18 protein-coding genes and 1 pseudogene are annotated in these 24,455 nt (G+C 46.9%); 10 read left to right on the forward strand and 9 right to left on the reverse strand.

Annotation, left to right across the window (positions count from 1 at the left end; all coding sequences use genetic code 11):
• Nucleotides 1–36 precede the first annotated feature (36 nt).
• The 3 genes and pseudogenes from GO003_RS15965 to GO003_RS15975 all read right to left on the reverse strand — a co-directional run bounded on the left by GO003_RS15965 (nt 37) and on the right by GO003_RS15975 (nt 3,884).
• Nucleotides 37–1,002 carry an HsdM family class I SAM-dependent methyltransferase gene (locus GO003_RS15965; protein ID WP_231089026.1) on the reverse strand — a complete coding sequence of 322 codons (966 nt, stop codon included), beginning with the start codon at nt 1,000–1,002 and terminating at the stop codon, nt 37–39.
• A 44-nt stretch (nt 1,003–1,046) separates the two neighbouring features.
• Nucleotides 1,047–1,880: pseudogene (locus GO003_RS15970) on the reverse strand (DEAD/DEAH box helicase family protein); the annotation flags it as partial.
• Between the two features lie 276 nt (nt 1,881–2,156).
• Nucleotides 2,157–3,884, reverse strand: a complete 1,728-nt coding sequence (locus GO003_RS15975) for a lysophospholipid acyltransferase family protein (protein ID WP_159657942.1) — start codon at nt 3,882–3,884, stop codon at nt 2,157–2,159.
• A gap of 223 nt (nt 3,885–4,107) precedes the next feature.
• Here GO003_RS15975 and GO003_RS15980 point away from each other — a divergent pair, with 223 nt between their 5' ends.
• The 9 genes from GO003_RS15980 (at nt 4,108) to GO003_RS16020 (ending at nt 13,562) form a co-directional block, all read left to right on the forward strand.
• The gene (locus tag GO003_RS15980) at nt 4,108–4,899 is read left to right on the forward strand and encodes a UDP-2,3-diacylglucosamine diphosphatase (protein ID WP_159657941.1); all 792 of its coding nucleotides are present in this window, start codon (nt 4,108–4,110) and stop codon (nt 4,897–4,899) included.
• Nucleotides 4,900–5,155: 256 nt separating this feature from the next.
• Nucleotides 5,156–5,884, forward strand: coding sequence for a DUF1566 domain-containing protein (locus GO003_RS15985; RefSeq protein ID WP_159657940.1), 729 nt, complete (start codon nt 5,156–5,158; stop codon nt 5,882–5,884).
• A gap of 370 nt (nt 5,885–6,254) precedes the next feature.
• Nucleotides 6,255–6,593 carry an ArsR/SmtB family transcription factor gene (locus GO003_RS15990; protein WP_159657939.1) on the forward strand — a complete coding sequence of 113 codons (339 nt, stop codon included), beginning with the start codon at nt 6,255–6,257 and terminating at the stop codon, nt 6,591–6,593.
• Between the two features lie 32 nt (nt 6,594–6,625).
• Complete coding sequence (locus GO003_RS15995) at nt 6,626–7,105, forward strand: arsenate reductase ArsC (RefSeq protein ID WP_159657938.1); 480 nt, start codon at nt 6,626–6,628, stop codon at nt 7,103–7,105.
• Nucleotides 7,106–7,121: 16 nt separating this feature from the next.
• The gene (gene arsD, locus GO003_RS16000; protein ID WP_159657937.1) at nt 7,122–7,478 is read left to right on the forward strand and encodes an arsenite efflux transporter metallochaperone ArsD; all 357 of its coding nucleotides are present in this window, start codon (nt 7,122–7,124) and stop codon (nt 7,476–7,478) included.
• An 11-nt stretch (nt 7,479–7,489) separates the two neighbouring features.
• Nucleotides 7,490–9,274 (forward strand): arsenical pump-driving ATPase, encoded by a 1,785-nt coding sequence (gene arsA, locus GO003_RS16005; RefSeq protein WP_159657936.1) that lies wholly within the window; start codon nt 7,490–7,492, stop codon nt 9,272–9,274.
• Between the two features lie 109 nt (nt 9,275–9,383).
• Nucleotides 9,384–10,559 carry an ACR3 family arsenite efflux transporter gene (arsB, locus tag GO003_RS16010; RefSeq protein ID WP_159657935.1) on the forward strand — a complete coding sequence of 392 codons (1,176 nt, stop codon included), beginning with the start codon at nt 9,384–9,386 and terminating at the stop codon, nt 10,557–10,559.
• A 131-nt stretch (nt 10,560–10,690) separates the two neighbouring features.
• Nucleotides 10,691–11,197: an arsenate reductase ArsC gene (locus GO003_RS16015; protein WP_159657934.1), complete on the forward strand. Its 507-nt coding sequence runs from the start codon at nt 10,691–10,693 to the stop codon at nt 11,195–11,197.
• Nucleotides 11,198–11,657: 460 nt separating this feature from the next.
• Complete coding sequence (locus GO003_RS16020; protein WP_159657933.1) at nt 11,658–13,562, forward strand: pyruvate kinase; 1,905 nt, start codon at nt 11,658–11,660, stop codon at nt 13,560–13,562.
• Nucleotides 13,563–13,582: 20 nt separating this feature from the next.
• On the opposite strand, the gene GO003_RS16025 is transcribed toward GO003_RS16020, so the two are convergent.
• The 6 genes from GO003_RS16025 to GO003_RS16050 all read right to left on the reverse strand — a co-directional run bounded on the left by GO003_RS16025 (nt 13,583) and on the right by GO003_RS16050 (nt 20,815).
• Nucleotides 13,583–14,311: an esterase family protein gene (locus tag GO003_RS16025; protein ID WP_159657932.1), complete on the reverse strand. Its 729-nt coding sequence runs from the start codon at nt 14,309–14,311 to the stop codon at nt 13,583–13,585.
• Nucleotides 14,312–14,669: 358 nt separating this feature from the next.
• Entirely contained in the window at nt 14,670–15,911 is a 1,242-nt protein-coding gene (locus GO003_RS16030) for a glycerophosphodiester phosphodiesterase family protein (RefSeq protein ID WP_159657931.1), read from the reverse strand.
• 376 nt (nt 15,912–16,287) lie between these two features.
• On the reverse strand, nt 16,288–17,214 hold the full coding sequence (locus tag GO003_RS16035; protein WP_159657930.1) for an SdiA-regulated domain-containing protein: 927 nt from the start codon (nt 17,212–17,214) through the stop codon (nt 16,288–16,290).
• A gap of 87 nt (nt 17,215–17,301) precedes the next feature.
• Nucleotides 17,302–17,964: a lamin tail domain-containing protein gene (locus tag GO003_RS16040; protein WP_159657929.1), complete on the reverse strand. Its 663-nt coding sequence runs from the start codon at nt 17,962–17,964 to the stop codon at nt 17,302–17,304.
• A gap of 397 nt (nt 17,965–18,361) precedes the next feature.
• Entirely contained in the window at nt 18,362–19,360 is a 999-nt protein-coding gene (locus GO003_RS16045; RefSeq protein WP_159657928.1) for a metallophosphoesterase, read from the reverse strand.
• A gap of 87 nt (nt 19,361–19,447) precedes the next feature.
• Nucleotides 19,448–20,815, reverse strand: a complete 1,368-nt coding sequence (locus GO003_RS16050; RefSeq protein WP_159657927.1) for an alkaline phosphatase PhoX — start codon at nt 20,813–20,815, stop codon at nt 19,448–19,450.
• A 572-nt stretch (nt 20,816–21,387) separates the two neighbouring features.
• Here GO003_RS16050 and GO003_RS16055 point away from each other — a divergent pair.
• Nucleotides 21,388–24,450 (forward strand): transglycosylase domain-containing protein, encoded by a 3,063-nt coding sequence (locus GO003_RS16055; RefSeq protein ID WP_159657926.1) that lies wholly within the window; start codon nt 21,388–21,390, stop codon nt 24,448–24,450.
• The last annotated feature ends 5 nt before the right edge of the window (nt 24,451–24,455 follow it).

Genomic DNA, 24,455 nt, shown 5'->3' on the forward strand with positions numbered 1-24,455 from the left:
GGCGTTGAGATTTCCGAGACAGTGTCTCGGAAATGTTCATTGCTCCACCTTATGAACCAAGGTTTCGATCTCGCCCAATAAACGCATGACCTCGGTTTCGTGGCTGCGCATGCTGGCAATCAGGTCTTTGGGATCGGCATGTTCCAGGCCTGCCTTGGCGTGGGGATTCTTTTGATCGAGATTATAAATCGGCCAGTACTGCGCATCCCCTTCGCTTTGTGCGGCTTTAGCGGCGGCTTCGTGGGCTTGTTGTTTGGCTTTCAGATCGCGCAGCTGGGTTTGCAATGCGGCTTTGTCGCCATTGCCGGCGGCGGATACAGCTTGCTCCAGTTCGCGAATCTGTTTGCCCAATGCCAGAGACGAAGCGCGTTCATTTTTGGCGCGTTGCCAGTGGGGTTCCGCGGCAGTCAAAGCTTCCGTGCTTTTTCTGGCAAAGTCGACTTTCCAGGCTTGCGGGGTTTCCTCGCGGTTGTGCCACCAGTTTAAGGCCGGTTCCAGTTCCTCGAATTGCAACGGTGCGGTTTTGCTGTATTTCTTGCGGCCTTCCGGTAACGGTTGTTCGTAATACCAGATGGTTTCGGTGGGGCCGCCGCGCTCGAAAAACAGCAGATTGGCAGGAATGTCGGTGTACGGCGCAAATACGCCTTGCGGTAGACGGACAATGGTATGCAGGTTGAATTCCTTGAGCAGTTCTTCCTTGATGGTGGCACAAACGCCATCGCCAAACAGAATGCCGTTAGGGACAACCACACCGGCGCGACCTCCACGGACGGAGGAAGTGCCGGAATGGACGGGATCCATTCCGGTACGACCTCCGCGTTCTGCGCCAAAACCGGCAACACGCAATTTGCGCATGATCAATTGCAAGAACAGCAAAGCGGTTTCAGAGGTTTGCATGTTGGCCGGAAAATTGGCTTTAATGCCCGCTTCTTCTTCGCCACCGAGAAGGCCATCACCGCTCTGGCATTGGTTTGCTGATGTAAACTCAAGAGCGCTCTTCACCGAACCAATGTTGTGTACGTTTGCAAAACCCTACCAGAGCCAGCATCGCTGGAAGGGTTAGTCAACGCCTGGTAAATGCCAAAGTACATCTCACGGTCTTGGCTGACATCGTTACTGGAAATCTTGTAGCGGGCATCGCCAAACGGCGCAAACATTTTAGCCATTGGATCATCAACCAGGATATTACGATCAGCAAGAAACAAAATCTTGGGCCGTCGGTATTCCCCGGTTCTGTTCCAGCGGCTATTCCAGAGTTTCCAACACAGTTGAAATGCTACGCAGGTTTTACCTGTTCCAGTAGCCAAGGTGGCGAGTATGCGTTTGTGTCCCAACAAAATCGCTTCCATGACTCGGTTGATGGCGATGACTTGATAATAACGGGGGATCTTGCCGGACACCAGATTAAAGGGTTCCAGTAAGTGATTACTGACTGCTTCAGGTATAGCCGCAGACGAGGCTATTCGGCGCCACAGATCAGCCGGACTTGGGTAATGATCAATGTATTGCTCAGTGCCTGTCGTATAATCAATTTCGATAATTCGGTGGCCATTGGTAGCGTAAGCAAATTTTAGTCCGAGAGTTTCAGCGTATTCGCGGGCTTGTTGGACGCCTGTTTCGGCAGGAAAAGTTATATTTTTGGCTTCGACAACGGCGATCGGTAAATCTCGACGATAATAAAGCAGGTAATCAGCACGTTTTTGATTGCCGCGTCTGACTTTGCCACCAGAAACGATAATCCGGCCATTTGTAAAAATGCGCTGTTCACCGATCGAATGAGGGGAGGAGGACCAACCTGCCAGAACCAGTTTTGGGGTGACAAATTCACGGCTGGTATCGGCTTCTGTCATAACACTGTCTCGTTTTATATCCTTTTCCATTCGATGAGTGTCCTAAATTAAGTCGCCTGGCAGAAGAGTCCGGTAGATTATAACAAGGTAGGGTGCATTAAGCATGTCATGGACGAAATGGAGTTATCTTGCTAAGTCCTATTAAGCAAAGCCGATGCGCAGGATGCAATCTGCAAACGGGCATCCAGTGCCATGAATAATATGCTTCGAGCTATCCATGTGACCTGGATTCCGGCAATCCCTACCGGAATGACGCACCCGAATAGATAGCTGAAACATTCTTATAATAAAGAGCCTTCATCAACGTTACGAATTCAAAGAAACTGGTTTGTCGATATAGCGCTGGCGTTTTTTGGGTGCGATTTTGTCAATCTCAACCATGATCAGGCTATCGATACAGTTGTTAAATTCCGGATCGATATTGAAGTCTATGAAATGACAGCCTTTGTCTATACACAGTTCCACATATTGTTTGTAAAGGGTCGGCACTTTAACGCCCAGTTTTTTTAGCTCCTTATTCAGCACTTTGAAGCTGATAGGGTAATCGTCACTGAATTCTTCACGCGCAAATTGCTCACATTCTTCGGACATGACGAACGGCATTCGTGCCTTGGCAGAAGTTAATGGTGAGCCAAATTGCTGACGGTAAAAACCGATGATCATTTCTTTAGCCAATTGTGGATAAGCGTTACTCAGACTGAGGGGGCCAAATAAATATTTGATGTCCGGTTGTTCCCGTAAGTAAGCACCGATGCCGTACCACAGGTAATCCAGGCTATGCTGGCCCCAATACCGGGGTTGCACGAAGCTGCGGCCAAGCTCTATGCTGTTAGGCAGGTAGCTGGAAAATTGGCCTTGCAAGTCGAACAAGGTATGGGTGTAAAAACCTTCTATCCCATATTCCGCCATGATCCGCGGGCCTTCACCCAAGCGGTAGGCGCCCACGATTTCCAAGCCGATGTCGTCCCACAAAACGATGTGACTGTAATACACATCGAAACTATCCAAATCAAGCGACAGGCCTGTGCCTTCTTCTACTGTGCGAAAAGTAAGCTCGCGTAAGCGGGCAATTTCCTGCATCACAGGACAATCGCTGGTAAAGCGATAAAGAAAGATTTTTTTTCCGTCTCGGGTTTCGCCCAACTGCCGCGACTGGTACAGGGCTTTTTTTACGGCTTTGGCATCAGCGGGGTGTATCACTGTAGCAACAGTGTCGAACAAAGGCGTTTTTTGTTTTTTGCCGAGGTTCAATACATGTTTGCGGAAACGCTTGCAAAGCAATTTATTGCTTTCACCGGATTGATCGATTGCGCTGTAGGGTATCGGTGCGCCAACCTGAAATTTGATGGTTTGGTTCTTTTTATTGAACATTTCCTGAACCAATAACAGCGTGCCTAACGGCTTATATAAGGTCGACATGCTGTAAAAAATAGCCGAATTCTTAGCCTTGATATGAATGGGTAAAATGGGGCATTTCGCCTTCCTGGCCAGTTTTAAAAATCCGCTTTGCCAGGCACCATCCCTTATGCCTTTAGGCGTTATTCTGGAGACTTCGCCGGCCGGAAAAATGATTATGGCCTCTTCATTTTTCAGTGCCTGCAGCATCGCCTGATAAGTTTCTTTGAGTTGTTTTTTGCCGCTGAGTACGTCCACCGGCAAGAACACCGATTCCAATGGCTGCATGTGTGACAGGACACGATTGGCGACAATGCGCACATCCGGCCTGACCGAACGAATCAGCTTTACCAGTGCCAGGCCGTCAAGAGTGCCGATAGGGTGGTTGGCGACGATCAGCATGCGACCTTCTGAAGGGATATTGTTATAGGAGTCGTTATCGACCTGGTAATTGAACTTGAAATACGCCAGCATCTTGTCTAAAAATGCAAAGCCGCGAAGATGCTGGTTTTTTCGGATGACATCGTTGAAGTCATCTTCATGAATTAATTTTTTTAAGGCTTTTACTACCAGTTTGTTGTCTTTACCCAGTTTAAAATCGGGATAGGTTTGACGTAATATGTTTTCGGCATCAATCATCGGCAAGTTCCAGCATTAACAGAGAATAAAGCCGATTCTAGGCAGGAATTGTGTCATTTATATTAAACGCACAAATGGCAGTAAGCGCACCGCCAAAATAATGCGGATTGCAGTTGTTTTTTAAATCAAAATGGCCGGCATAAAGTCATTCCGTCATTCAATTGTCATAATTAGCTAACAAAATAGTGGTATCCGGCAGCTTGCCGCTTTTTGTTAACTATTTATGACCAGTCCACAGTACCGCACAATCTGGATTTCCGATCTTCACATCGGTTCCACCCAATGCCAAGCCGATACGCTATTGGATTTTCTCAAGCACAATGACAGCGAGAAACTCTATTTGGTGGGCGACATCATTGATTTTTGGGCGCTATCAAAAAAAATGTACTGGCCACCCGACCATAACACCATTATCCAAAAGCTGTTACGCAAGGCCCGTCATGGGACTCAAATCATCTACATACCGGGCAATCACGATGAAAACATCAGAGAATACGACAGCTTTGTCTTTGGTGATGTGGTTGTTAAAAATTCTGACATTCATACCACTGTCACAGGGCAACAATTTCTTATCGTCCATGGCGACGAGTACGACACCATTGCTCGCCATCATCAATGGCTTGCCAAAATCGGTAGCATCGGTTACGACTGGTTGATTGATATCAATCGTGTGTTACGTTTCTTCAGGCGATTGCTGGGCGTGCAATCCCAATTTTCGCTTGCCGCATATGTCAAATTCAAGGTCAAAAATGTCGTGCAGTTTATTTCCGATTACGAAGAAAGCATTGTTCACACGCTTAAGCATGAAAAGCTGGATGGCGTGATTTGCGGGCATATACACCATGCCGAAATCAAGCAAATTGAAGGTTTTTGGTACGTCAATACGGGCGATTTTGTGGAGAGTTGCACGGCGATCGTCGAGCACTTCGACGGGAGACTGGAGATGCTGCATTGGCGTAAACAAGAACAACAAGATCAGGAAACGCCATTATCGTTAGGCTTAGGCGATAGTTAGCAATATCGAGCCTAAGCCGTTCTAAAAGATCACAATAGTGTCTCACTTCATTGCCATTATCCGTTTTGAATAGTGCAGAAAGCACTGTAGCGGTTTTATCCGGCAATAATCTGTGCGTGTTGACTCAAAAATGTCACCAAATCTTCATCAAACGTTAAACGTTTTGTCATAAAAAACTTTTAGACTCATCGCGTCTTGATGTTTTTTGACGCAGATTATTTCCCGGTTTATATCCATCTACTTAGGAGCAGATTCAATGAATACCCGTGCTAAAAAAGTTTTTTCAGCCGCACTAATGAGTGGCGGGCTTATGTTTTCAGGCTTATCAGAAGCGGTTTTGATGGATCGCGGTAACGGTATGATCTATGACACGGTTCTTGATGTCACCTGGTTACAGGATGCAAATTATGCAAAAACCTCAGGTCAGCATGAGTCCGGATTGATGACTTGGGAACAGGCGAACGCTTGGGCCGATGGTCTGGTTTACGGCGGTGTTAGCGATTGGCGTTTGCCGACTTTGTCAGCAGCAAACAGCTCGGCTTTTGACTATGAATTTGCGTATGACGGCAGCACCGATTACGGTTACAACATTACCAGTCCAAATTCGGAATTGGCTTATATGTATCACGTCAATCTGTTAAACAGAGGCTTTTATTCAATATTCGGAGATGAAGAACAATTGGGTTGGAATGAAACGCCGAATGCCTTTTTTAGAGACGGTGTAACAAACGCAGCAAAGTCAATCGTAAATCTGGAAGCCAATGTATTCTGGACAAACCTTGAATATGCTCCTGACAACGCTTCATTCGCATGGGCTTTTGCAACTGATTTTGGTGTTCAAAGCGATCTGAATAAAAGTGGCGAATATCTGGCGTGGGCCGTACGCTCAGGTGATATTGCGGCAGTTCCTCTGCCAGCTCCGGTCTGGTTTTTGGGCAGCAGTCTTTTAGGTTTGATGGGCTTGCGCAGAAAAGGCGCAATCTGATTGTCTGAGGCCTTGGTCAACAAAGTCTTCTTGAATTCCCGCAGTAGGGAAGGGACGATTTCAATTGCTCCGCGCTAAGTATATTGTTCTTATTTAATATTTCCGTCAGATAGTTTTCACATCGCTGTATTCTTATATAAATCAATGCTATGGCATTGAATCCTAATCACCAACAGCAAACCTCGTTTGCTGCTGGTGAACCTCTCTTAACTGCCATCGGGCTAGCCACAGAATTCGCAAGCAATAAATAGTACGCTCAGGCTTTATTAAGGTCGTTGGCACGATAGCGCTGCTGGTCGAAACTTCGGTATCGGAGGAAATTCCTAAAACTTTCATTTACATACTTCAACTATAGTTGTAGAGTAATAGCATGAATAAAGAACTCGCCACCTTACTTTTTGAATCGCTGTCCTCCGGCATTCGCCTTGATGTGTTCCGGTTGTTGGTCAAACACGCACCGACCGGTCTGGTTGCCGGTGAAATTTCCACTGAATTGACTTTGCCGCCGACCAACCTGTCCTTTCATTTGAAAGCGATGACGCATGCCGGCCTGGTCAACGTCACTCAAGAAGGACGTTACCAGCGTTACCGAGCCAATTTAACGGTCATGCAATCGTTGATCGATTATCTGACGGCGGAGTGCTGCACGGGTCATCCCGAACTTTGTCTCGATGCCGGTGAGGCTTCGGCGTGTTGCAATAGCGACTAATTTTTTCCATCCACAACTCAGCACTTTCCATTATGAATGTTTTATTTCTTTGTACCGGTAACTCCTGCCGATCTTTGATGGGCGAGGCCACTTTCAACCATCTGGCGCCCGAAGGCTGGCATGCTATCAGTGCCGGCAGCAAGCCCATCGGTCGTTTAAACAGCGGCGCCGTGGCTTTGCTGCAAGAAAAAGGTATCTCCATCGAAGGCTATTACAGCAAATCCTGGAACGACCTTCCGGTCACGCCGGATATTGTCATCAGCGTTTGCGGTAACGCCGCAGGCGAAACCTGCCCGGCCTATCTCGGCCCGGTCATGCGCGCTCATTGGGGCGTGGAAGACCCGGCGCATGCGGAAGGCACGGAAGCTGAAATCAAAGCGGCATTCGAGACTGCTTACGGCATTTTGCGTCACCGCATCGAAACCTTCCTTGCCTTGCCGCTGGACGAACTGAAGAACGATCCGGCACGTCTGAAAGCCGAGCTGGACCGCATCGGCACCTTGTTACCTTGATTTTTAGGATTTTTTTATGAGCACTATTCAAATTTTCGATCCGGCCTTGTGTTGCAGTACCGGCGTCTGCGGTGTGGACGTCGATCAGCAATTGGTCGATTTTTCCGCCGACGTGGATTGGGCCAAGCAAAATGGCGCACAAATCGAGCGTTTCAACCTGGCTCAAGAACCGATGGCGTTTGCGGAAAACCCGGTCGTCAAAGGCTTCTTGGAACGTTCCGGCGCGGAAGCCTTACCGTTGATTCTGGTCGACGGCGAAGTGGCTCTGGCCGGTCGCTATCCCAATCGTAATGAACTGACACGCTGGGCTGCAATCAATTCAATTGACGAAAAGTCCGAGTCCAGCTGTTGCAGCGGCAGTAAGTGTTGCTAAAGGATTACAGCATGAAATTTCTCGATCGACCGCCTCGCTTTTTGTTCTTTACCGGCAAAGGCGGTGTCGGCAAGACTTCGATCGCCTGCGCCACAGCCATTCATTTGACCGATGCCGGTCGCAAGGTGTTGCTGGTCAGCACCGACCCTGCCTCCAACGTCGGCCAGGTGTTCGGCATCACCATCGGCAACCGGATCACCGAAATAGCTGTGGTGCCGGGTTTGGCCGCTTTGGAGATCGACCCGCAAGACGCCGCCCAAGCCTATCGCGACCGCATCGTCGGCCCGGTACGCGGCCTGTTACCGGAAACGGTCGTCAAAGGCATAGAAGAACAGCTTTCCGGTGCCTGCACAACCGAAATAGCGGCCTTCGACGAATTCACCGCGCTGTTGACCGATAGCGCGCTGACGGCGGATTACGATCACATCGTGTTTGATACCGCGCCGACCGGCCATACCATTCGCTTGTTGCAACTGCCCGGTGCCTGGAGCGGTTTCCTGGAAGCCGGTAAGGGCGATGCGTCCTGCCTGGGGCCTTTAGCCGGCCTGGAAAAACAGCGCGAACAATATAAAGCTGCCGTCGATGCCTTGGCGGACGCCCAGCGCACCCGGTTAATTTTAGTTGCGCGCGCTCAGCAAGCCACCTTGCGCGAAGTCGCCCGCACTCATGAAGAACTGGCGTCGATTGGTTTAACGCAACAACATCTGGTCATCAACGGCATCCTGCCACACAGTGAAACCGAGCTCGATCCTTTGGCTCTGGCAATTCACGAGCGCGAACAAGCCGCATTGCAGTCTATTCCTGCCGTTTTGCAAACGCTGCCGCGTGATCAGGTGATGCTCAAACCTTTCAATATGGTGGGCTTGGCCGCATTGCGGCACTTATTCGACGACACGCCCAGAATGACCGAAGTCACCATGGATGCTCCGCTGGTACTCGATGAACCGGGCCTGTCCGAACTGGTTGAAGAAATAGCCAAAGACCAACACGGCCTGATCTTGCTGATGGGTAAAGGTGGTGTCGGCAAGACCACCCTGGCCGCCGCCATCGCGGTGGAATTAGCCCGGCGCGGATTGCCGGTGCACCTGACTACATCGGATCCCGCGGCCCACTTGGAAGACACGTTGAATGAGGCTTTGGACAATCTGAGGGTCAGCCGCATCGATCCCCATCTGGAAACCGAACGTTATCGCCGGCATGTATTGGAAACCAAGGGCGCCAAGCTGGATCAACAAGGCCGCGCGCTGCTGGAAGAAGACTTGCGCTCTCCCTGCACCGAGGAAATCGCGGTGTTTCAGGCCTTTTCCGCCATCATCCGCGAAGCAGGCAGCAAGTTCGTCGTTATGGATACCGCGCCGACCGGCCATACCTTGCTGTTGCTGGATGCCACCGGCGCTTATCACCGGGAAATCAGCCGACAGATGGATACGACCGGGCTGCACTACAGCACACCGTTGATGCGGCTGCAAGACCCGAAACACACCAAAGTGCTGATCGTTACGCTGGCAGAAACCACGCCGGTACTCGAAGCCGCCAACCTCCAGGCCGACCTAAAACGCGCCGGCATCGAAGCCTGGGCCTGGATCGTCAATTCCAGCGTGGCGGCCACTAAAACCGAGTCGCCCTTGTTACGGCAACGGGCCGCCAATGAACTGCGGGAAATCAATGCCGTCGCCCGTCAGCATGCCCGTCGTTATGCTGTGGTGCCGCTATTGCAAAAAGAACCGGTTGGTCTAGCGTGCTTGTCGGCGCTGAGCCAACCCTTGATCAATCAAGATCCGGAGAGACTGTGTTGAAACGCTTGCACACGCCTATCACTTTTTAGTCAATCCCCCCTCGAACTCCTTTCAAAGGGTAAAGTTATTTTTAGCAAAATCCTTACTACAAAATCTACGAGGCAAGACTATGACAGCCAAACAACACGCAATGGGATTTTTTGAACGTTACCTGACTCTCTGGGTAGGTTTGTGTATCGCCGGCGGCATTCTGCTGGGCGCTTTCGCGCCTAATTTCGCCAAGACGCTGGACGGCATGAGTATCAATGTTAACGGCGCGCCGGTCGTCTCGATCCCTATTGCAATCTGCCTGTTTTTCATGATGTACCCCATCATGGTCAAGATCGACTTTGCCGAGGTGGTGAAAGCTGGCAAGAGCATCAAGCCGGTCAGCCTGACCTTGATCGTCAATTGGGCGATCAAACCCTTCACGATGTACGGCATCGCCTATTTGTTCTTGGGTGTGTTGTTTCAATCGTTGCTAGGTGCCGACGCGGTGGACTTGGTGAAAATGCCGTTCGGCCTCGATTTGCCGGTTGGCAGTGAATACGGTTCCGGCACCGTCATTTTGCAAGATGGCGTCAAAATGCTGCAAGTACCCTTATGGCGCAGCTACCTGGCCGGCTGCATTTTGCTGGGTGTGGCGCCGTGTACCGCGATGGTGCTGGTCTGGGGTTATCTGGCTGGTGGCAATGCCGGACATACCTTGGTGATGGTGGCGATCAACTCATTGGCGATGCTGTTTTTGTATGGCTTGATCGGCGGCTTTTTGTTGGGCGTGGGCCAATTGCCGGTGCCCTGGGAAGCCTTGCTGTTGTCCATCAGCATCTACGTGGCCTTACCATTGGTCGCTGGCTTCTGTTCGCGAAATTGGATCATCGCTCATAAAGGACTGGACTGGTTCGAGCAAAAATTTCTGCATGTATTGACCCCGATTACCATCATCGCCTTGCTGTTGACGCTGGTGCTGCTGTTCTCCTTTAAAGGCGAAGTCATCACCGCCAATCCGCTGACGATACTGTGGATTGCAATTCCTTTGGCGATACAAACCATCCTGATTTTCGCCATCACCTACTTGGCCGCCAAGCTGTGGGGCTTTTCCTACGAAAACGCCGCGCCCTCGGCCATGATAGGCGCTTCCAATCATTTCGAAGTCGCCATCGCCACGGCCGTCATGTTGTTCGGCCTGTCGTCCGGCGCTGCGCTCGCCACCGTGGTCGGGGTACTGATAGAAGTGCCGTTGATGCTGGCTCTGGTAGGGTTTTGCAAACGTACACAACATTGGTTCGGTGAAGAGCGCTCTTGAGTTTACATCAGCAAACCAATGCCAGAGCGGTGATGGCCTTCAATGCCTCCGACTACCCAGGCTAATCAAATAGCAACAAGATACATCTTATGACATTGACCCCCTATACGCTTATAAATTAAAAGCTTTTTATGATTAACAAAGTTTATAACGTTCTGATTTTATGTACCGGCAACTCGGCACGCAGTATCATGGCGGAAGCGGCATTTAATAAGCTAGGCAATGGAAGATTTAAAGCTTACAGTGCAGGCAGTCATCCTACAGGCACGGTTCATCCTTTGGCGATCGAACAAATTAAAACCTTGAATTATCCCGTCGAGGAATTACGGAGTAAAAGCTGGGATGAATTTGCCGCACCGGATGCACCCGTCATGGATTTTGTGATCACTGTCTGTGATAAAGCGGCTGGCGAAGTCTGCCCGGTATGGCCCGGAAGGCCAATTACGGCCTATTGGGGATTTGAAGACCCTGCGGCAGAGCAAGGTAATGAAGATGCTAAGCGCCATGCTTTTAAACTTGTTTTCAATTTTATTCTGACGCGTATCAGGTATTTTATAGTCCTGCCACTAGAACAGCTTGATTCTCTCGCGATCAAGCAAGAAATGGACAATATAGGGCAACTCAAAAACGACTTGTAGCGTAGGTCTTCATTTAGCATACAAAGCCTTAAAAAGTAAATTTGTCACGCGTGGCCTCTTTGACGATTGGTCCGAAAAGCATTGATTGTCATAAAGCTGCAATATTTTAGCTTCATCATTCTCAATAATGCAGTTGCAGTCATTTTCTCTGATGGGCTTAACCGACATCACCAAACCTATAAACCCAAAAATGCAGCTGATTTATCGAAAATACTGTTCGCTCTGAATTACCTCGAAGCCTGTCATGAATTTGTCGAACAGGTGAACGGGAATGCCATTAAGTTAAATTCAATCGATAGGCACCATTGTAGGAGCGAGGCATTGCTGCTTCTACGAAATACGCTTAACTTAATAGCATGGGGTAAACGGTATTTTCAGGCATTTGCCAGACAGGCGTATGCCTTGTAGCCTTTTTGCACTTTTAGTGAAGTACCTGTTTTTTCCAAGCTAATTGATACCCATGGTCATTCAAGACAATTTGTCCTCATTAATTTCGCACGATTCATATTGCGATACACTAAGCCAGTTAATGCTGGATGTCTGCGAGATCCGCAGTCATGTGGTCGAAAACGCCGATTTAAGATTGAAAAAATATTCAAAATTTTATCGATCCGGCGTCTTTACCAAGAGCGCTATTAATCTGGCCCATTATTTGGCGCTCAGGCAGTTTGATTTAAGACATTTACAGCAGCGACTAGCGCAAGTGGGTTTGTCTTCTCTGGGGCGGGCGGAATCTTCGGTTTTATCCACATTGGATGCTGTCATTAACTTGTTGAGGCATGCTACTGATAAAAACATTATCGAAGATGATAAAAATATTCGTGAATTTGGCTTCAATAGAGGACAGCAACTGCTGGAACAGCATACTATCGAATTGTTTGGTACTTACTTTGAAAAAAGTAAAGCGCATGTAATGGTAACGCTGGGAACTGATTCGGCATGGGACTACCCATTGGTTAGCGCGTTAATGAGTAAAGGCATGACGTGTGCCCGAATCAATTGTGCTCATGATAACCCCCAAATATGGCAAGCCATGATCCGGAATATCCGCAGAGCCGAAGCGGAAACAGGTCGCAGTTGCCGGGTTTTGATGGATCTGGCTGGGCACAAAATCAGAACCGCTGCGATTGAATTGGGTCCAGCTGTTCACCATATTAAAGTTAAACGTGATGCTTATGGAAAAACGGTATTGCCGGGCAGGTTGCTTCTGGTTAACGAGCAAGTTGGCGCTGTGCCTTCCGGTCAAGAAGACGATGGTTTATTTAGAGTGACAGTGCCGGAAGCATTTTTTCATAGCCTGAAGGCGGGCCATCATCTGGCCTTTGAAGATTCGAGAGGCAAATGTCGCCAACTCATTGTTGAACAATTGATTTCCGATTCTGAATGGCAAGTCAGATGCGAACAAAGCAGTTATCTGGTTTCAGAATGTGAATTACAGTTGCTGTCTGACGCTGATAGCGCCAAGACGCCTGAGTCGACTTGTAAAATTGGCCGCTTTGACGGCTTACCCAAGAAAATTTTGCTCTTTAAAGACGATCTGTTGCTGTTGACTGATGCTTCACAATTGGGCGCTCCGTGCGGGATAGATGAACAGGGCGTAACGATTAAACCCGCTCAGATCGGTTGCACTTTGTCGCATGCGATCAATCGATTGAAAGCGGGCGATCCCGTCTGGATTGATGACGGTAAGTTGGGAGCAATCGTCGAAACGATTACAGAACAAGGTGTTTTATTGCGTGTAACTAAAACGCGCAGCAGCGGTGTATCAATTTTGAGCGACAAAGGCATTAATTTTCCCGAAACGGATTTGGCCTTGCCTGCATTGAGTCAAAAAGATATGGAAGACCTGGATTTTGTTTGTTCTCATGCTGATTTGATCGGGTTCTCTTTTGTTGAATCGCTGGCGGATATGGGGTGCTTAATCGATGAACTGGCGAAACGCAGTGCTACGGATTTACCAATCATTGCCAAAATAGAAACTAATCGCGCGGTTAAAAATTTACCGGAAATCATACTCGGCACCATAGGCCGCCATAGTTTAGGCATCATGATTGCTCGGGGAGATTTGGCGGTAGAACTGGGAAGTGCGCGCTTGGCAGAAATTCAGGAAGAGTTGCTCTGGTTGTGTGAAGCCGGTCATGTGCCTGTAATTTGGGCTACCCAGGTGCTCGAATCCATAGCCAAAAAAGGCACGAAATCGAGGCCGGAGTTTACCGATGCAGCCATGGCAGTCAGGGCTGAATGCGTGATGTTGAATAAAGGACCTTTTATTATCGATGCGTTGGAAGCCTTGGTTAACGTGATGATTCGTATGCAAGAGCATCAGCACAAAAAATTTCCCAGGTTACGCGCGTTGCACTGGTAGCTTAGAGGGGGCTTGGCTTCTCAGATATAAAATGCCGCCATTTTTCGCCAATAACTGGCACGGTGAGCCCGTCCATCCCATTCGTGCAAGGCATGCCAAATCCCTTTGGACCACAAAATATGACTCAGATGGTGATTGTTGCCAAGGAATGGGTCCTCTTTGCCGATTGTGAAAACCATGTCCATGTTGCGTAAATGCTGTAAGTGCCAATCACAGTCGAGCTGGGGAAGAAAGTGCGTCGGGGTGTTGTGGTAGATATTTTCATCATAATAGCCGTGAAACAGATTATGAAAGTGTTCAACAGCCAGGGTCAGATCATAACGGCCTGAAAACGCGCATAACTTTTGAAAGAGGTGAGGATGGCGGAAGGCGATATTGGCCGCCTGGAACGCCCCCAGGCTACAACCCTGAACAATAGTGCAGGGATGCTCGTTTTTCCAGGCCATAAAAGGCAGGACTTCATTCAGAACGTATTCTTCGAATTGAATATAGCGACCTATTTTCTCGGCCGGATGTCGCCAGTCACAATAAAAAGTTTCCCAGGGTATGCTGTCAACACAATACAATTGAAGATGCCCCGCGTCGATTTTATGTGACAGCGCGTGGACTATTCCCAGCGTTTCGTATTCGAAAAAACGCCCTTCGCGGGTGGGGAACATCAAAACTTTGGCTCCGGCATGTCCGAAAACCAGTAACTCCATATCCCGCCACAAACGGGGACTATGCCAGCAATGATATTCCCGATTCATAATTTTCTTATAAATGCCTTCAATTCGGTTAACAAAGTAGGTGTCTGTTTTGCAAAATACTCAGGATTTACATTGGCGTAAGCGGGATAGATAGCGGACATGGGAGAAGGGTATGAGATAGGGAGTGTTCGATATAGTCCGGTTGACAGTTAGTTTAGTTCATAAGCATTTTGCAAAAAAAGTTCGTGGTGAATTTATCTAAGCAAGAACGACTGTACCTTCGACAAGCTCTGGGTGAACGGGATCACTTTTATTTGCTGACAAAATAAACACGACTGAGCAATAACGGACAATTGAGGATATGCCTTTTAGATTAAAAACCCGGCTGTTGTTGCCAACGAGCCGGGTCAATACACCGTTATTTCAAATTCATGCAGTTAGCATAATAGGTGACAGTTGCGGGCCAATCTGAAAATATGCCCATAATACCTACATCCTGGGCCAAGACATCCAGAACAACCAGCATGTCGCCATCTGTTTTAATGCCGTCAGTGATAGATTGATAATAATATCCTCCACCGTTTTTCAACAGACCGGAACGTTCAATCGTCCAGGTGATAATATCCAGGCCTGCGGCTTTCGCTGCTCTGGCATACTCAGAAGGAACGATCTTGTTGTTGGCATCCAGGGTCACCAGGACCCACATAGGAGGCGCTACAATTTTCACGCCTTCGGCAGCAAGTGATGGTAACTTAGTGATAGCGGCCGGTACTTGATCAGGAAAATCCAGGGTTTCCAGGTAAACAGCTTGCTTGCCGAATTTGGGTTCGTTGGCAATCCAGTAACGTACGTCTTCAAGGTCAAACGATTGGGGATATACATTTTTGGCAGGTACGCCTTCCATTTTGTATTCATTAATCATTTTTTGGGCGTAAGCCTGTTGAGTGAAACCATTAAAAGGCATCGCTACGCTGGGTGATTTCAATTCAGGAGTCATTTTGACGCCCAGTTTTTTAAACAAGCGGATACTTTCTCTATGCGTCAACAAAGTGCCTTTGGATGAATATAAATCAGTCCGGAAACTGGCCGTGGCATTCATAAATTGACTCAGTGTTTTGGCATTACGATTACCGGCATCCATTTTGCCTTTCAATGTTTTGAATTCATCCAACGAAATATCACTGGTGCAGCAGCTGACATTTTTATAAGGCGTTTCACTGTTCATGTCTGGCTGAACGGAACACTTTCCGGCCAAATTGGTTTCCAGAATGTTGGTGGTTGTTTCTAGATCACACTGAGAATGCCGGCAAACCAGTTCCTTATCTTTGGTAAACGTGACATCACATTCGACAATGCCTGCGCCCATTCGCGCGGCTGCTTCGTAAGATTCTTTAGTGTGTTCGGGGAATTGCAGAGGCGCTCCGCGATGACCTATCGAAAAGTCCGATTTATAAAAGGGACCTTCAGAGCATTGTTGTAATGCTTTTTTTAGATCGCTTTTTTCCATATCGTTAACCAAAAAATAAGGCCTTGGGCCTAACTGGATATTTTGACCAAAACGTGCGTCTGATTTATTGTTTTTTTGATCGGCAGATACCGCCATTGATGATGCTGTAGTAACAGCAAATACAACTGCGAGAATCACTCTACTTAAGTTCATGATATGCTCCAACGAAGGTTAAGGTGTTGTCGAAAATTCTATCGGGTCGACCCTCAAACCTTACTTTTGATATATGTCTTTTTGATTTCTAAACCGTTAATAATTGATGACATGCAATACGTTTTTTAGTGGGTGGATGAGCGGCAATGCCCTGAACTTAAGGATATTAGGTTGAGCGGAAGAGGGTGTGTTTTTTGGTAATCCTTCAGAAAAAGCAACGGAAGGTTTACCCCTAGTCACGAAAATGTGGTTGGAGACAAATTAAGTCAAAAAACACAACCCAATGTAAAAATCGATAATCGGTAGGGCGTTTTCGCGATAGCAAAACGCCAACATTCTTCAAAGCCATGGTGGATTGCCTGTTGGCGAATCCGCCTTACCGGGTTTTTCTGCGACCAATACCTGTTAATGCCATTAAGCCTGTGCCGAAAAGAAGAGATGCAGGTGGAATAGGCACAGCAGTCAGCACAAATAAGCGGGGTCGTGTGCCGTTTTCATCGACGATGTAAAGGGTGCCGTCAGTGTCAATGGTGACACCTTCGGCCGAACTTGAAAAACCGCTCAGGTCAAATGTACTTAAAACGGATCCGTTACGATCAACTTCCAGTAAACGTGACGATTCCTGGCTTAATATCAAAAGATTATTTGCTGTAGAAGGAGCAAGTGAAGCGGGTCCTGTTGAGAGGACCTGCACATCGGAAATATCGAGTAATCCCAATAGGCCAGGGTTAAAGATACTCGCTTTTGTAAAAGTTCCATTGGCAAAATCGATGGTATGAGCGTTGATTTCCTGAGGTGTTTTTTCCTTTACGGTAATAAAGGATCCGTCTCTTGGGTCGAAGGTAATGCCTTCAATGCCAATATTACCCACTGGTGATCCCAAATCTACAAAAGGCAAAGCGGATCTATCTGAATTGCCTCCCGCCGTGTAATTTATCTGATAGGCATTTCTTAGCCGTTCTTCAGTGATAACAAATTGGCCATTTCCCATATAGGTCAAACCTTCCGTATCTTCAAATCCGGATAGACTCATGACACTCAATTGTTGACCTGTTTTTGAAACCTCAACCAATTCTTCACCTTCATCACCGAGGACAAAAAGTGTATGGGTATCCCAGTTATAGGTAATTGCTGAGGCTTCTCTTGCCGTTAGTCTGGGCAAGGCATAAGTGGCAGTCAATTGATAATTGGCTAAATTGAGAGAAGAGGTAGCTTGTGCACCAGACGAAGCGGAACAGAGCATCCCCAAAATAGCGAATTGGGTCAAGGTATATTTGATCTGAGTTGAAAAATGGATTTTCATATTTTTCCAATTAAATCTTAATCGACAAAAAATGCGCCCTGGAGACTTTTGCAAACTCTTAAGGCGCTTAGGTTTTATATCCGTTAATTATGCTTTACGACGGTTCATTCCAACCAAACCCACTAATGCCGTGCCCAAAAACCAAACCGCTGCCGGGACAGGCACTGCGCTTACAGCAAATTGTCCGGGATTTCCTATATCACCAATTTCAGATGTATAGGAATTGAATTGATCACCGATGCTTGACAAAGCCCAAAGTGTTGGATCATTTAGGCCTAACGCTGCTATAGAACCAGGATTACCGCTGATGCGTTGTGTACGAATCGAACCTGGAAAGCTTTGATCGCCGTAGGCCAGACGATCGATCAGGTTACCGTTTTTATCGAACAGGTTGATTTCATCGTTTCTGCCGAGATTATTAGTTACTCCACCCAGCACTTTGACTGTTGAAGTAAGCGCCCAGTCTTCTCTGAAATTGTCAGCCGTGTCTTCAGTGATGATAACTGACTCGTTGTGTGCTACTAAACCAAAGCCGGAAAGATCAAAAACACCGGCAATACGAGAATCGTCATCGAAACTCCAGCCCGTAAAATCAACGTCGGCTCCGCTTAAGTTGGTGAACTCAATATATTCCCCGCCATTACCAGAGTACATCCATTCAGTAATATAGACTCCGGATGCTGAAGCCTGATTGGCAGCCAATAATAATCCGGCGACCAGGGCCGTTTTGATTGATGAAACGTTCAACATGGTAAAAATCCTTCAAAGAAATAATCAGTTTGAGATAATAAAATCCGGCTTGAAGCCATTTTGGTTAACAATTGATAGGTATTTGGTTTGAATAAATGTTAACTTCATCACATTTTTCCAGGCAAAAATGTCAGTATCTTTTCAATTTTGTGACACTTTAAAGAAATGAATTACATAGGAAGCAGCGTTTTAACAGGAACAATTGAAAAACGCTGCGCCTTTCCTTAGTTCTACTCTGAGTGACTTCTCAAATACCGTTAAATTAAACGTATCGCGTAGGAGCGGGGCAGGTGAATTAGCGCATTTTTTAAAGGCTAATGCAGCAACGGAAAGGAAATGTGCCCGGATAAAAAAGTGTCCGGGCACAGGGGGTGATGTATTCTAAAAATAGAAAAAATTACTGATGATTTTCCAAATTATCTTTAACGATCTGTTGACGCACCGAAAAGACTTCCGGTGAATTAGGATCTACAACCACTCGTAACCAGTGAACATCATCCGCTCCGAAGGTCTCTACGCGAGTTATATTTTCGATGCGTCGTCTGCTTTTGCTGCCTAATAGCGGTTTGTCGATACGGAAATAATGCGAATCGCCATGCGCCAACACCACAGGCTTTCCATAGCTGACTGCAGCGCGTTCGAAAGCCTCAAGCACTTCTTCAAAACCTTTGCGTCCAGCACTGCCTTTGGCTAATTCGAAACCCGGATTAGCCTGAAATAACAACAATACACCGCGCGCATTTTCTGCTTCGGCTTTAGCAAAAGTTTCTTCGATCCAGGTTACAGACGCCTGGATGCGATTTGCTACTTCAGTGTCATCTGCTGACGTTCTTGTGGCAAACGGGGCTAATGCATTATTGCTGCCGACGATATGCAGGGTAGCGAACATGACGTGTTGCTCCATCCAGCGCATATTTTCAACAAACGGCGCATCTTGCGCTTCGACAATCATGGGTTTTTTACCCAACGTCAAACCGGGCACCGGATAAAAGATCTCGCGCAGTTTGGCCAGACGTTCGAGCGGTAGATAAGAACCGTTGTTCGCACGATGGCAATCAGTCCACTCATTATCACCCGGCGTCAGAATGAACGGCTTTTTAAACTCTTGAAAACGTTCGAGGCGGTCTAAAAAGAGTTCATCCGAACATAACGAAGAACCATTTTTGATATCACCGGCATGCAAAATCCATTTCAATTGATTGTCGGCATTGATTTCAGCTATCACATTATCAAGTTTCCAATAATCGACCGAGTTGTAAGGTACGTCGCCAATTAAAGCAAATTCGAATGAACCGTAGCCTTTGGCATTTTTTTGCAGCGACTGATGTGCTTCAACGCAGGAAGCAAAAGTAAGAAGCATCACCATGCTTGTCATAAGATATTTCAGCTTAATCATTGTTCTCATCTCCGTGCATGACTTATTTTTTTAAGAAAAAAGGGACAGTCGTCTGTCCCTTTCTACTTCAGTTTGAAGTGCAATCAATCAGGTAATTGATGCCCAATGATTGTTGTCGGCCCAAATCGCATAACTAACTCCTGCACCTTGCAGGTTGGCGAACAACGTTTTGCCGTCCGGGCTGAAACATACGCCTGCCCACTCGCTGCCTTCCTGGCCTGGAAAGATATTTTCAGCGAAGCGATAGATTTGGTTGCCGCTACGACGCAACAGATGCAGATATTCCTTGCCGCTGCCATCTTCGCAGATGATCAGGTTGTTACCTGAAGGGGAGACACAGATATTGTCAGGCGCAGCCATTGCTTCTTCTTGAGTCGATTCGAAAATCAATTCAAGTTCTTGCACATCGTTGTTTTTCAAATGCAGTTCAAAAATTTGACCTAAACGCGCGTCGCCGCCGTTGCTGCATGCGAAAAATACGCTGTTACGGCTGTACCAGGCGCCTTCACCGCGAGAGAAGGTCGCGCCGCCTTTGACCAAGCCTTGCTTGTAGGTATAAAGAGCGTCTTTGGCATACTCGATTTCATTGCTCGGATCGTCGATGTCCACCCAAGTAACAGGCAGTTTGACTTTGGTTTTTTGGCCGCTACGGGTGTCATAACCGGGCATGTCTTTGATTGCCAGCATTTGTACTCGGCCAGTACCGGCCAGATTGCCGAATTCATCCGGGATGAAACGGAAAGTACCGCAAGGACCACGGTCGGACGTGATGTAAACAATGCTGGTTTTAGGATCGACTACAGCGGCTTCAGGATAATGCAAGCCCATGTTTACTAAAGGTTCTGCAGCGATTTCACCGCTGGCATCAGCCGGTATTTCAAATACATAGCCGTGTTGTTTTTGAAGTTTGCCACTACCTGAAGTGTTGGTTGGACCCAAATTGCTTTCTTCGCAAGACAGGAACGTATTCCAAGGAGTCAAGCCGCCTGCGCAATTGCGCATGGTGCCACTGGAGCTGACAAAGCTTTCGGTCAGCAAACGGGTTTTAGGATCGAAGGTCAAAGTGGTGGTGCCACCGCTGGCATTAGTGTCATAAGGCAGACTGCCGATAGGCGTACCTTGGCTACGTTCGTTGCAAGCCACCAAACGCACTTTGTCGTTGAATTTGAATGCCGCCATGCCGTCAATGTTGCTAGGGCAGGGGCGACCGTCGGACATGATGTTGCCACGACGAATCAGCACGTTATATTTGAAACCTTCAGGTAGTGCTATTAGCACTTCACCGGTATTTTGAGCGGCTGTTGGTACTAATGGCCCGAATCCGGGGATTGTTCCTCCAAATTGAGGCACTGTGGCTTCAGCCAAACGTATTCCCATAGCGCTTAAACCCAAAACTCCACCTGTTGCGGCAGTCAATTGTAAAAATGACCGGCGGCTGAATTGATTGTTTTTCATTTTTCCTCTCTAACTTTTTAAGTTGTCGTAATTATTTTTGGAGCGATCAATCAAAAGAAATTGTAGAGTTGGAGCATGACAATCGAATTAAGGCCATGTTAAATTTGCGTTAAATGTCATACGAGGTTTAGCAGCAGTTGGATATCTCGAAACAACTAAAAGTTATGTATATTTATACCTTCCGCACTTCAAATTTCGGCAGTGCCTAAGGAGGCAAAGGCTTTGCCAGCATGGATGCTGGCATAGAGCCCACATGGATGGTTTTACGGCGTCCTTTGACGGGCACCCCTGTGCCGAATTTCGATCTACGATAGGTATATATGGATAATTTAACATAATATACATTATAGGTACTTTAATGAGCCTAGAAAATGAACTAAAAAAGAGATGGATGGATCTCAAAGCCAAATAAAATAGTGATGTTTGATCGTGCGTCTTTAAGTTTCTTTATGCCCTAAGCATAATAGCCTATAATTTTTGACTGTTAATTTTCCTACTTTTGCCGCTCACTCTGTAGACTATGAAATCTAATTTTTTTCAAACATACTTTGTCAGAATCAAAGTTACAAAACATGTTGCGATATAAACGTGTAATAAAAAGATTATTAGTGCTGAGCTTGTTCGCAGTCCTGATATTTTTTATCGTTTCTGCGGCTAAATTCGTCAAGGATGAAACCAAATCTTCAAAGTATCAATCGGAGTATCTCTCCAGCATCACTCAAAAGCTTGATTTTAAGGTGGAGCCCGGGCCAAATTCTAAAATCCGTTATCCTAAATACGGTCCCTACGATCAAAGGCTCGGTTATACCTTATTGCCTGATGCCATAGCCAAATTGGAAAAGTCAGGTTACAGCGTTGTTGCACAGGCAAAATCTTCTGAAATGATGGATCAGTTGTTTGATTATGGTCTCTATCCGATTTATCAGGAGAAAACCCGGACCGGCTTGCGTATCACCGATCAAAACGAAAATATCTTATTCAGTGCCAATTTTCCCACCTATGGCTATCCGACTTTTGAATCCATACCGTCGCTTGTTCTACAAACGCTATTATTCATAGAGAATCGCGAATTACTAGACGACACTCAGACCAACAAAAATCCCGCTGTTGAATGGGACCGACTAGGTTTTGCGGGCGTTCAATTAATGGCCAAAAAACTGGGATCAAATATTAACGTTCCGGGTGGTAGTACTTTGGCGACCCAACTGGAAAAATACAGACATTCCCCTGAAGGTATAACAAGAACGATGTCTGACAAGTTCATTCAAATGGGCAGCGCCTCGCTTAGAGCTTATCTGCTGGGCCCGGATACCCGTGAGATGCGGAAAATAATTGCTCATACCTATTTAAACTCGATGCCTCTGGCTGCAACTCCAAAGCTGGGGGAAATACATGGTTTAGGTGATGGTTTGTCAGCTTGGTTTGGTGCCGATTTTAACGAAGTCAATACTTTATTAGCAGATCCATCCATAAATCAATCCACTTACATCAAGCCAGCTCAGGCACAAGCTTTTCGTCAAGTGTTAAGTTTACTGTTATCACAAAGAAGACCCTCTTACCTGCTTGGACCCGGATTTGAAGCATTACAGACATTGACTGACAGTTACTTGCGGATAATGACGTCTCAAGGGGTTATTTCAGCAGCGTTGCGCGATGCTGCATTAAAAGCCCAAGTCGTAATCCCTCCCCGAGAAAACTCCGTTCCAGCCAAATTCATGGCGGAAAAGAAAACACAATCTGTGCTGCGCTCGCGATTAGCTAAAGCTATTGGGCTGAAATCAATTTACGAACTCGACCGGCTGGATTTAAGCGTTAAGACTACGATTGATTTCGAAACGCAAAAAGCAGTTTCCAAAGCCTTGAGGCGATTGAGTGAACCTGATGGCGCAAAAGCAGCCGGAGCAGTGGGTTTCAGACTTTTATCCGAAACAAACGATCCCTCTCCTATCATTTATAGTTTGATGCTATTTGAACGCGGCGACAAAGGAAATCTACTGCGGATCCAAACCGATAACTATGACCAGCCTCTGGATATTAACGAAGGAATCAAATTGGACTTGGGCTCGACCTCAAAATTAAGGACGATGGTGAATTATTTAGAAATCATCAGCTTGATTCATGGACAATTTAAAGACTTTTCAGCTGAAGAACTCGCCAAAGTACCGCTTCATCCGCGTGACTATTTAACGGCCTGGGTAATCAGCCATCTTAAGGTTACTCCGGACATTGGTCTGGAAGCATTGTTGAATCTGGCTTTAGACAGGCGTTATTCGGCCAGTCCGGGAGAAAGCTTTTTTACCGGCGGAGGTTTACATCGGTTTAATAATTTTACGCGTGACGAGAATAACAAGATCATGTCAGTCCGTAATGCACTTAAGGACTCTGTCAATTTGGTCTTTATCCGATTAATGCGAGATATTGTTTATCATCACCTTTATAAACCCGGTGGAATAGCCCGGTGGATGGAAGATCCAAATGATTCCAGAAGACAAGAATATTTAGAACATTTTGCCGATCAGGAAGGTCAGGTTTATCTGCGGCGTTTTTATGGCAGATATAAAGGTAAAAGCGCACAAGAGGCACTTGAAATGCTGACTCGGAGAGTTAAGCCCAAAGCCTCCAGGTTGACCATGCTTTACCAAGCCATTTATCCGGACAGCGACATAGAGGCGTTGACCGCTTTTCTGAAAAGCCATTTGCCTGCATCTGCATTGGCAAATGAAGATATTGATAAGCTAAAAGAGAAATATTCACCCGCAACATTCAATCTGCAAGACCAAGGCTATATCACCAAAATACATCCGCTGGAACTTTGGCTGGTCAATTACATGGCTGGGCATCCCGAGGCTGACAGAGACGATGTAATCGAAGCCAGTGCGGAACAAAGGATTGATGTTTACCGTTGGTTGTTTAAGAGCACCCGGAAAAATGCACAAAACCGGCGCATTATGACCCTTCTTGAAGCGAAAGCATTCGAGGAAATCCACCGAGATTGGCAGCGTGTAGGCTATCCGTTTGGGCGTTTGACACCCTCTTATGCAACCTCAATCGGCGCCTCGGGTGATCGCCCGGCTGCTTTGGCAGAGCTGATGGGGGTATTACAAAATAACGGGGTTAAACAACCTTTAATACGTTTTGAAACGCTTCATTTTGCTGAAGGCACCCCTTATGAAACGACGATGAATCGTCTGTCTGATCAAGGCCTTCGTGTTTTTGCCCCAGAAGTTGCCAAAGTCGCTAAAGATGCATTGCTGGGTGTAGTCCAAGGAGGAACTGCAACTCGGCTAAGAGGCGTTTACACTGATTCTCAAGGAGCACCGCTTGCTGTTGGCGGTAAAACAGGAACCGGCGATCATAGGCGGCAAGTAAGAGGCGAGCGAGGTGTATTGCTGGAATCTCAATTCATTAGCCGCGCTGCTACGTTTGCATTTTTTATGGGTGATCGTTTCTTCGGCGTCATAACAGCCTATGTGGAAGGTCCTGAAGCTGAAAAATACCGATTCACGAGTTCCTTGCCGGTACAAATCATCAAATCATTGGAACCGACACTGGCCCCGCTTATCAGAAAACCATTCGGCATAGACAAATCAAATCAAGAAGTAAACCTTGTGACAACAGACAAAAACCATTCCTGATATCC

The organism is Methylicorpusculum oleiharenae, assembly GCF_009828925.2.
Lineage (GTDB): Bacteria > Pseudomonadota > Gammaproteobacteria > Methylococcales > Methylomonadaceae > Methylicorpusculum > Methylicorpusculum oleiharenae.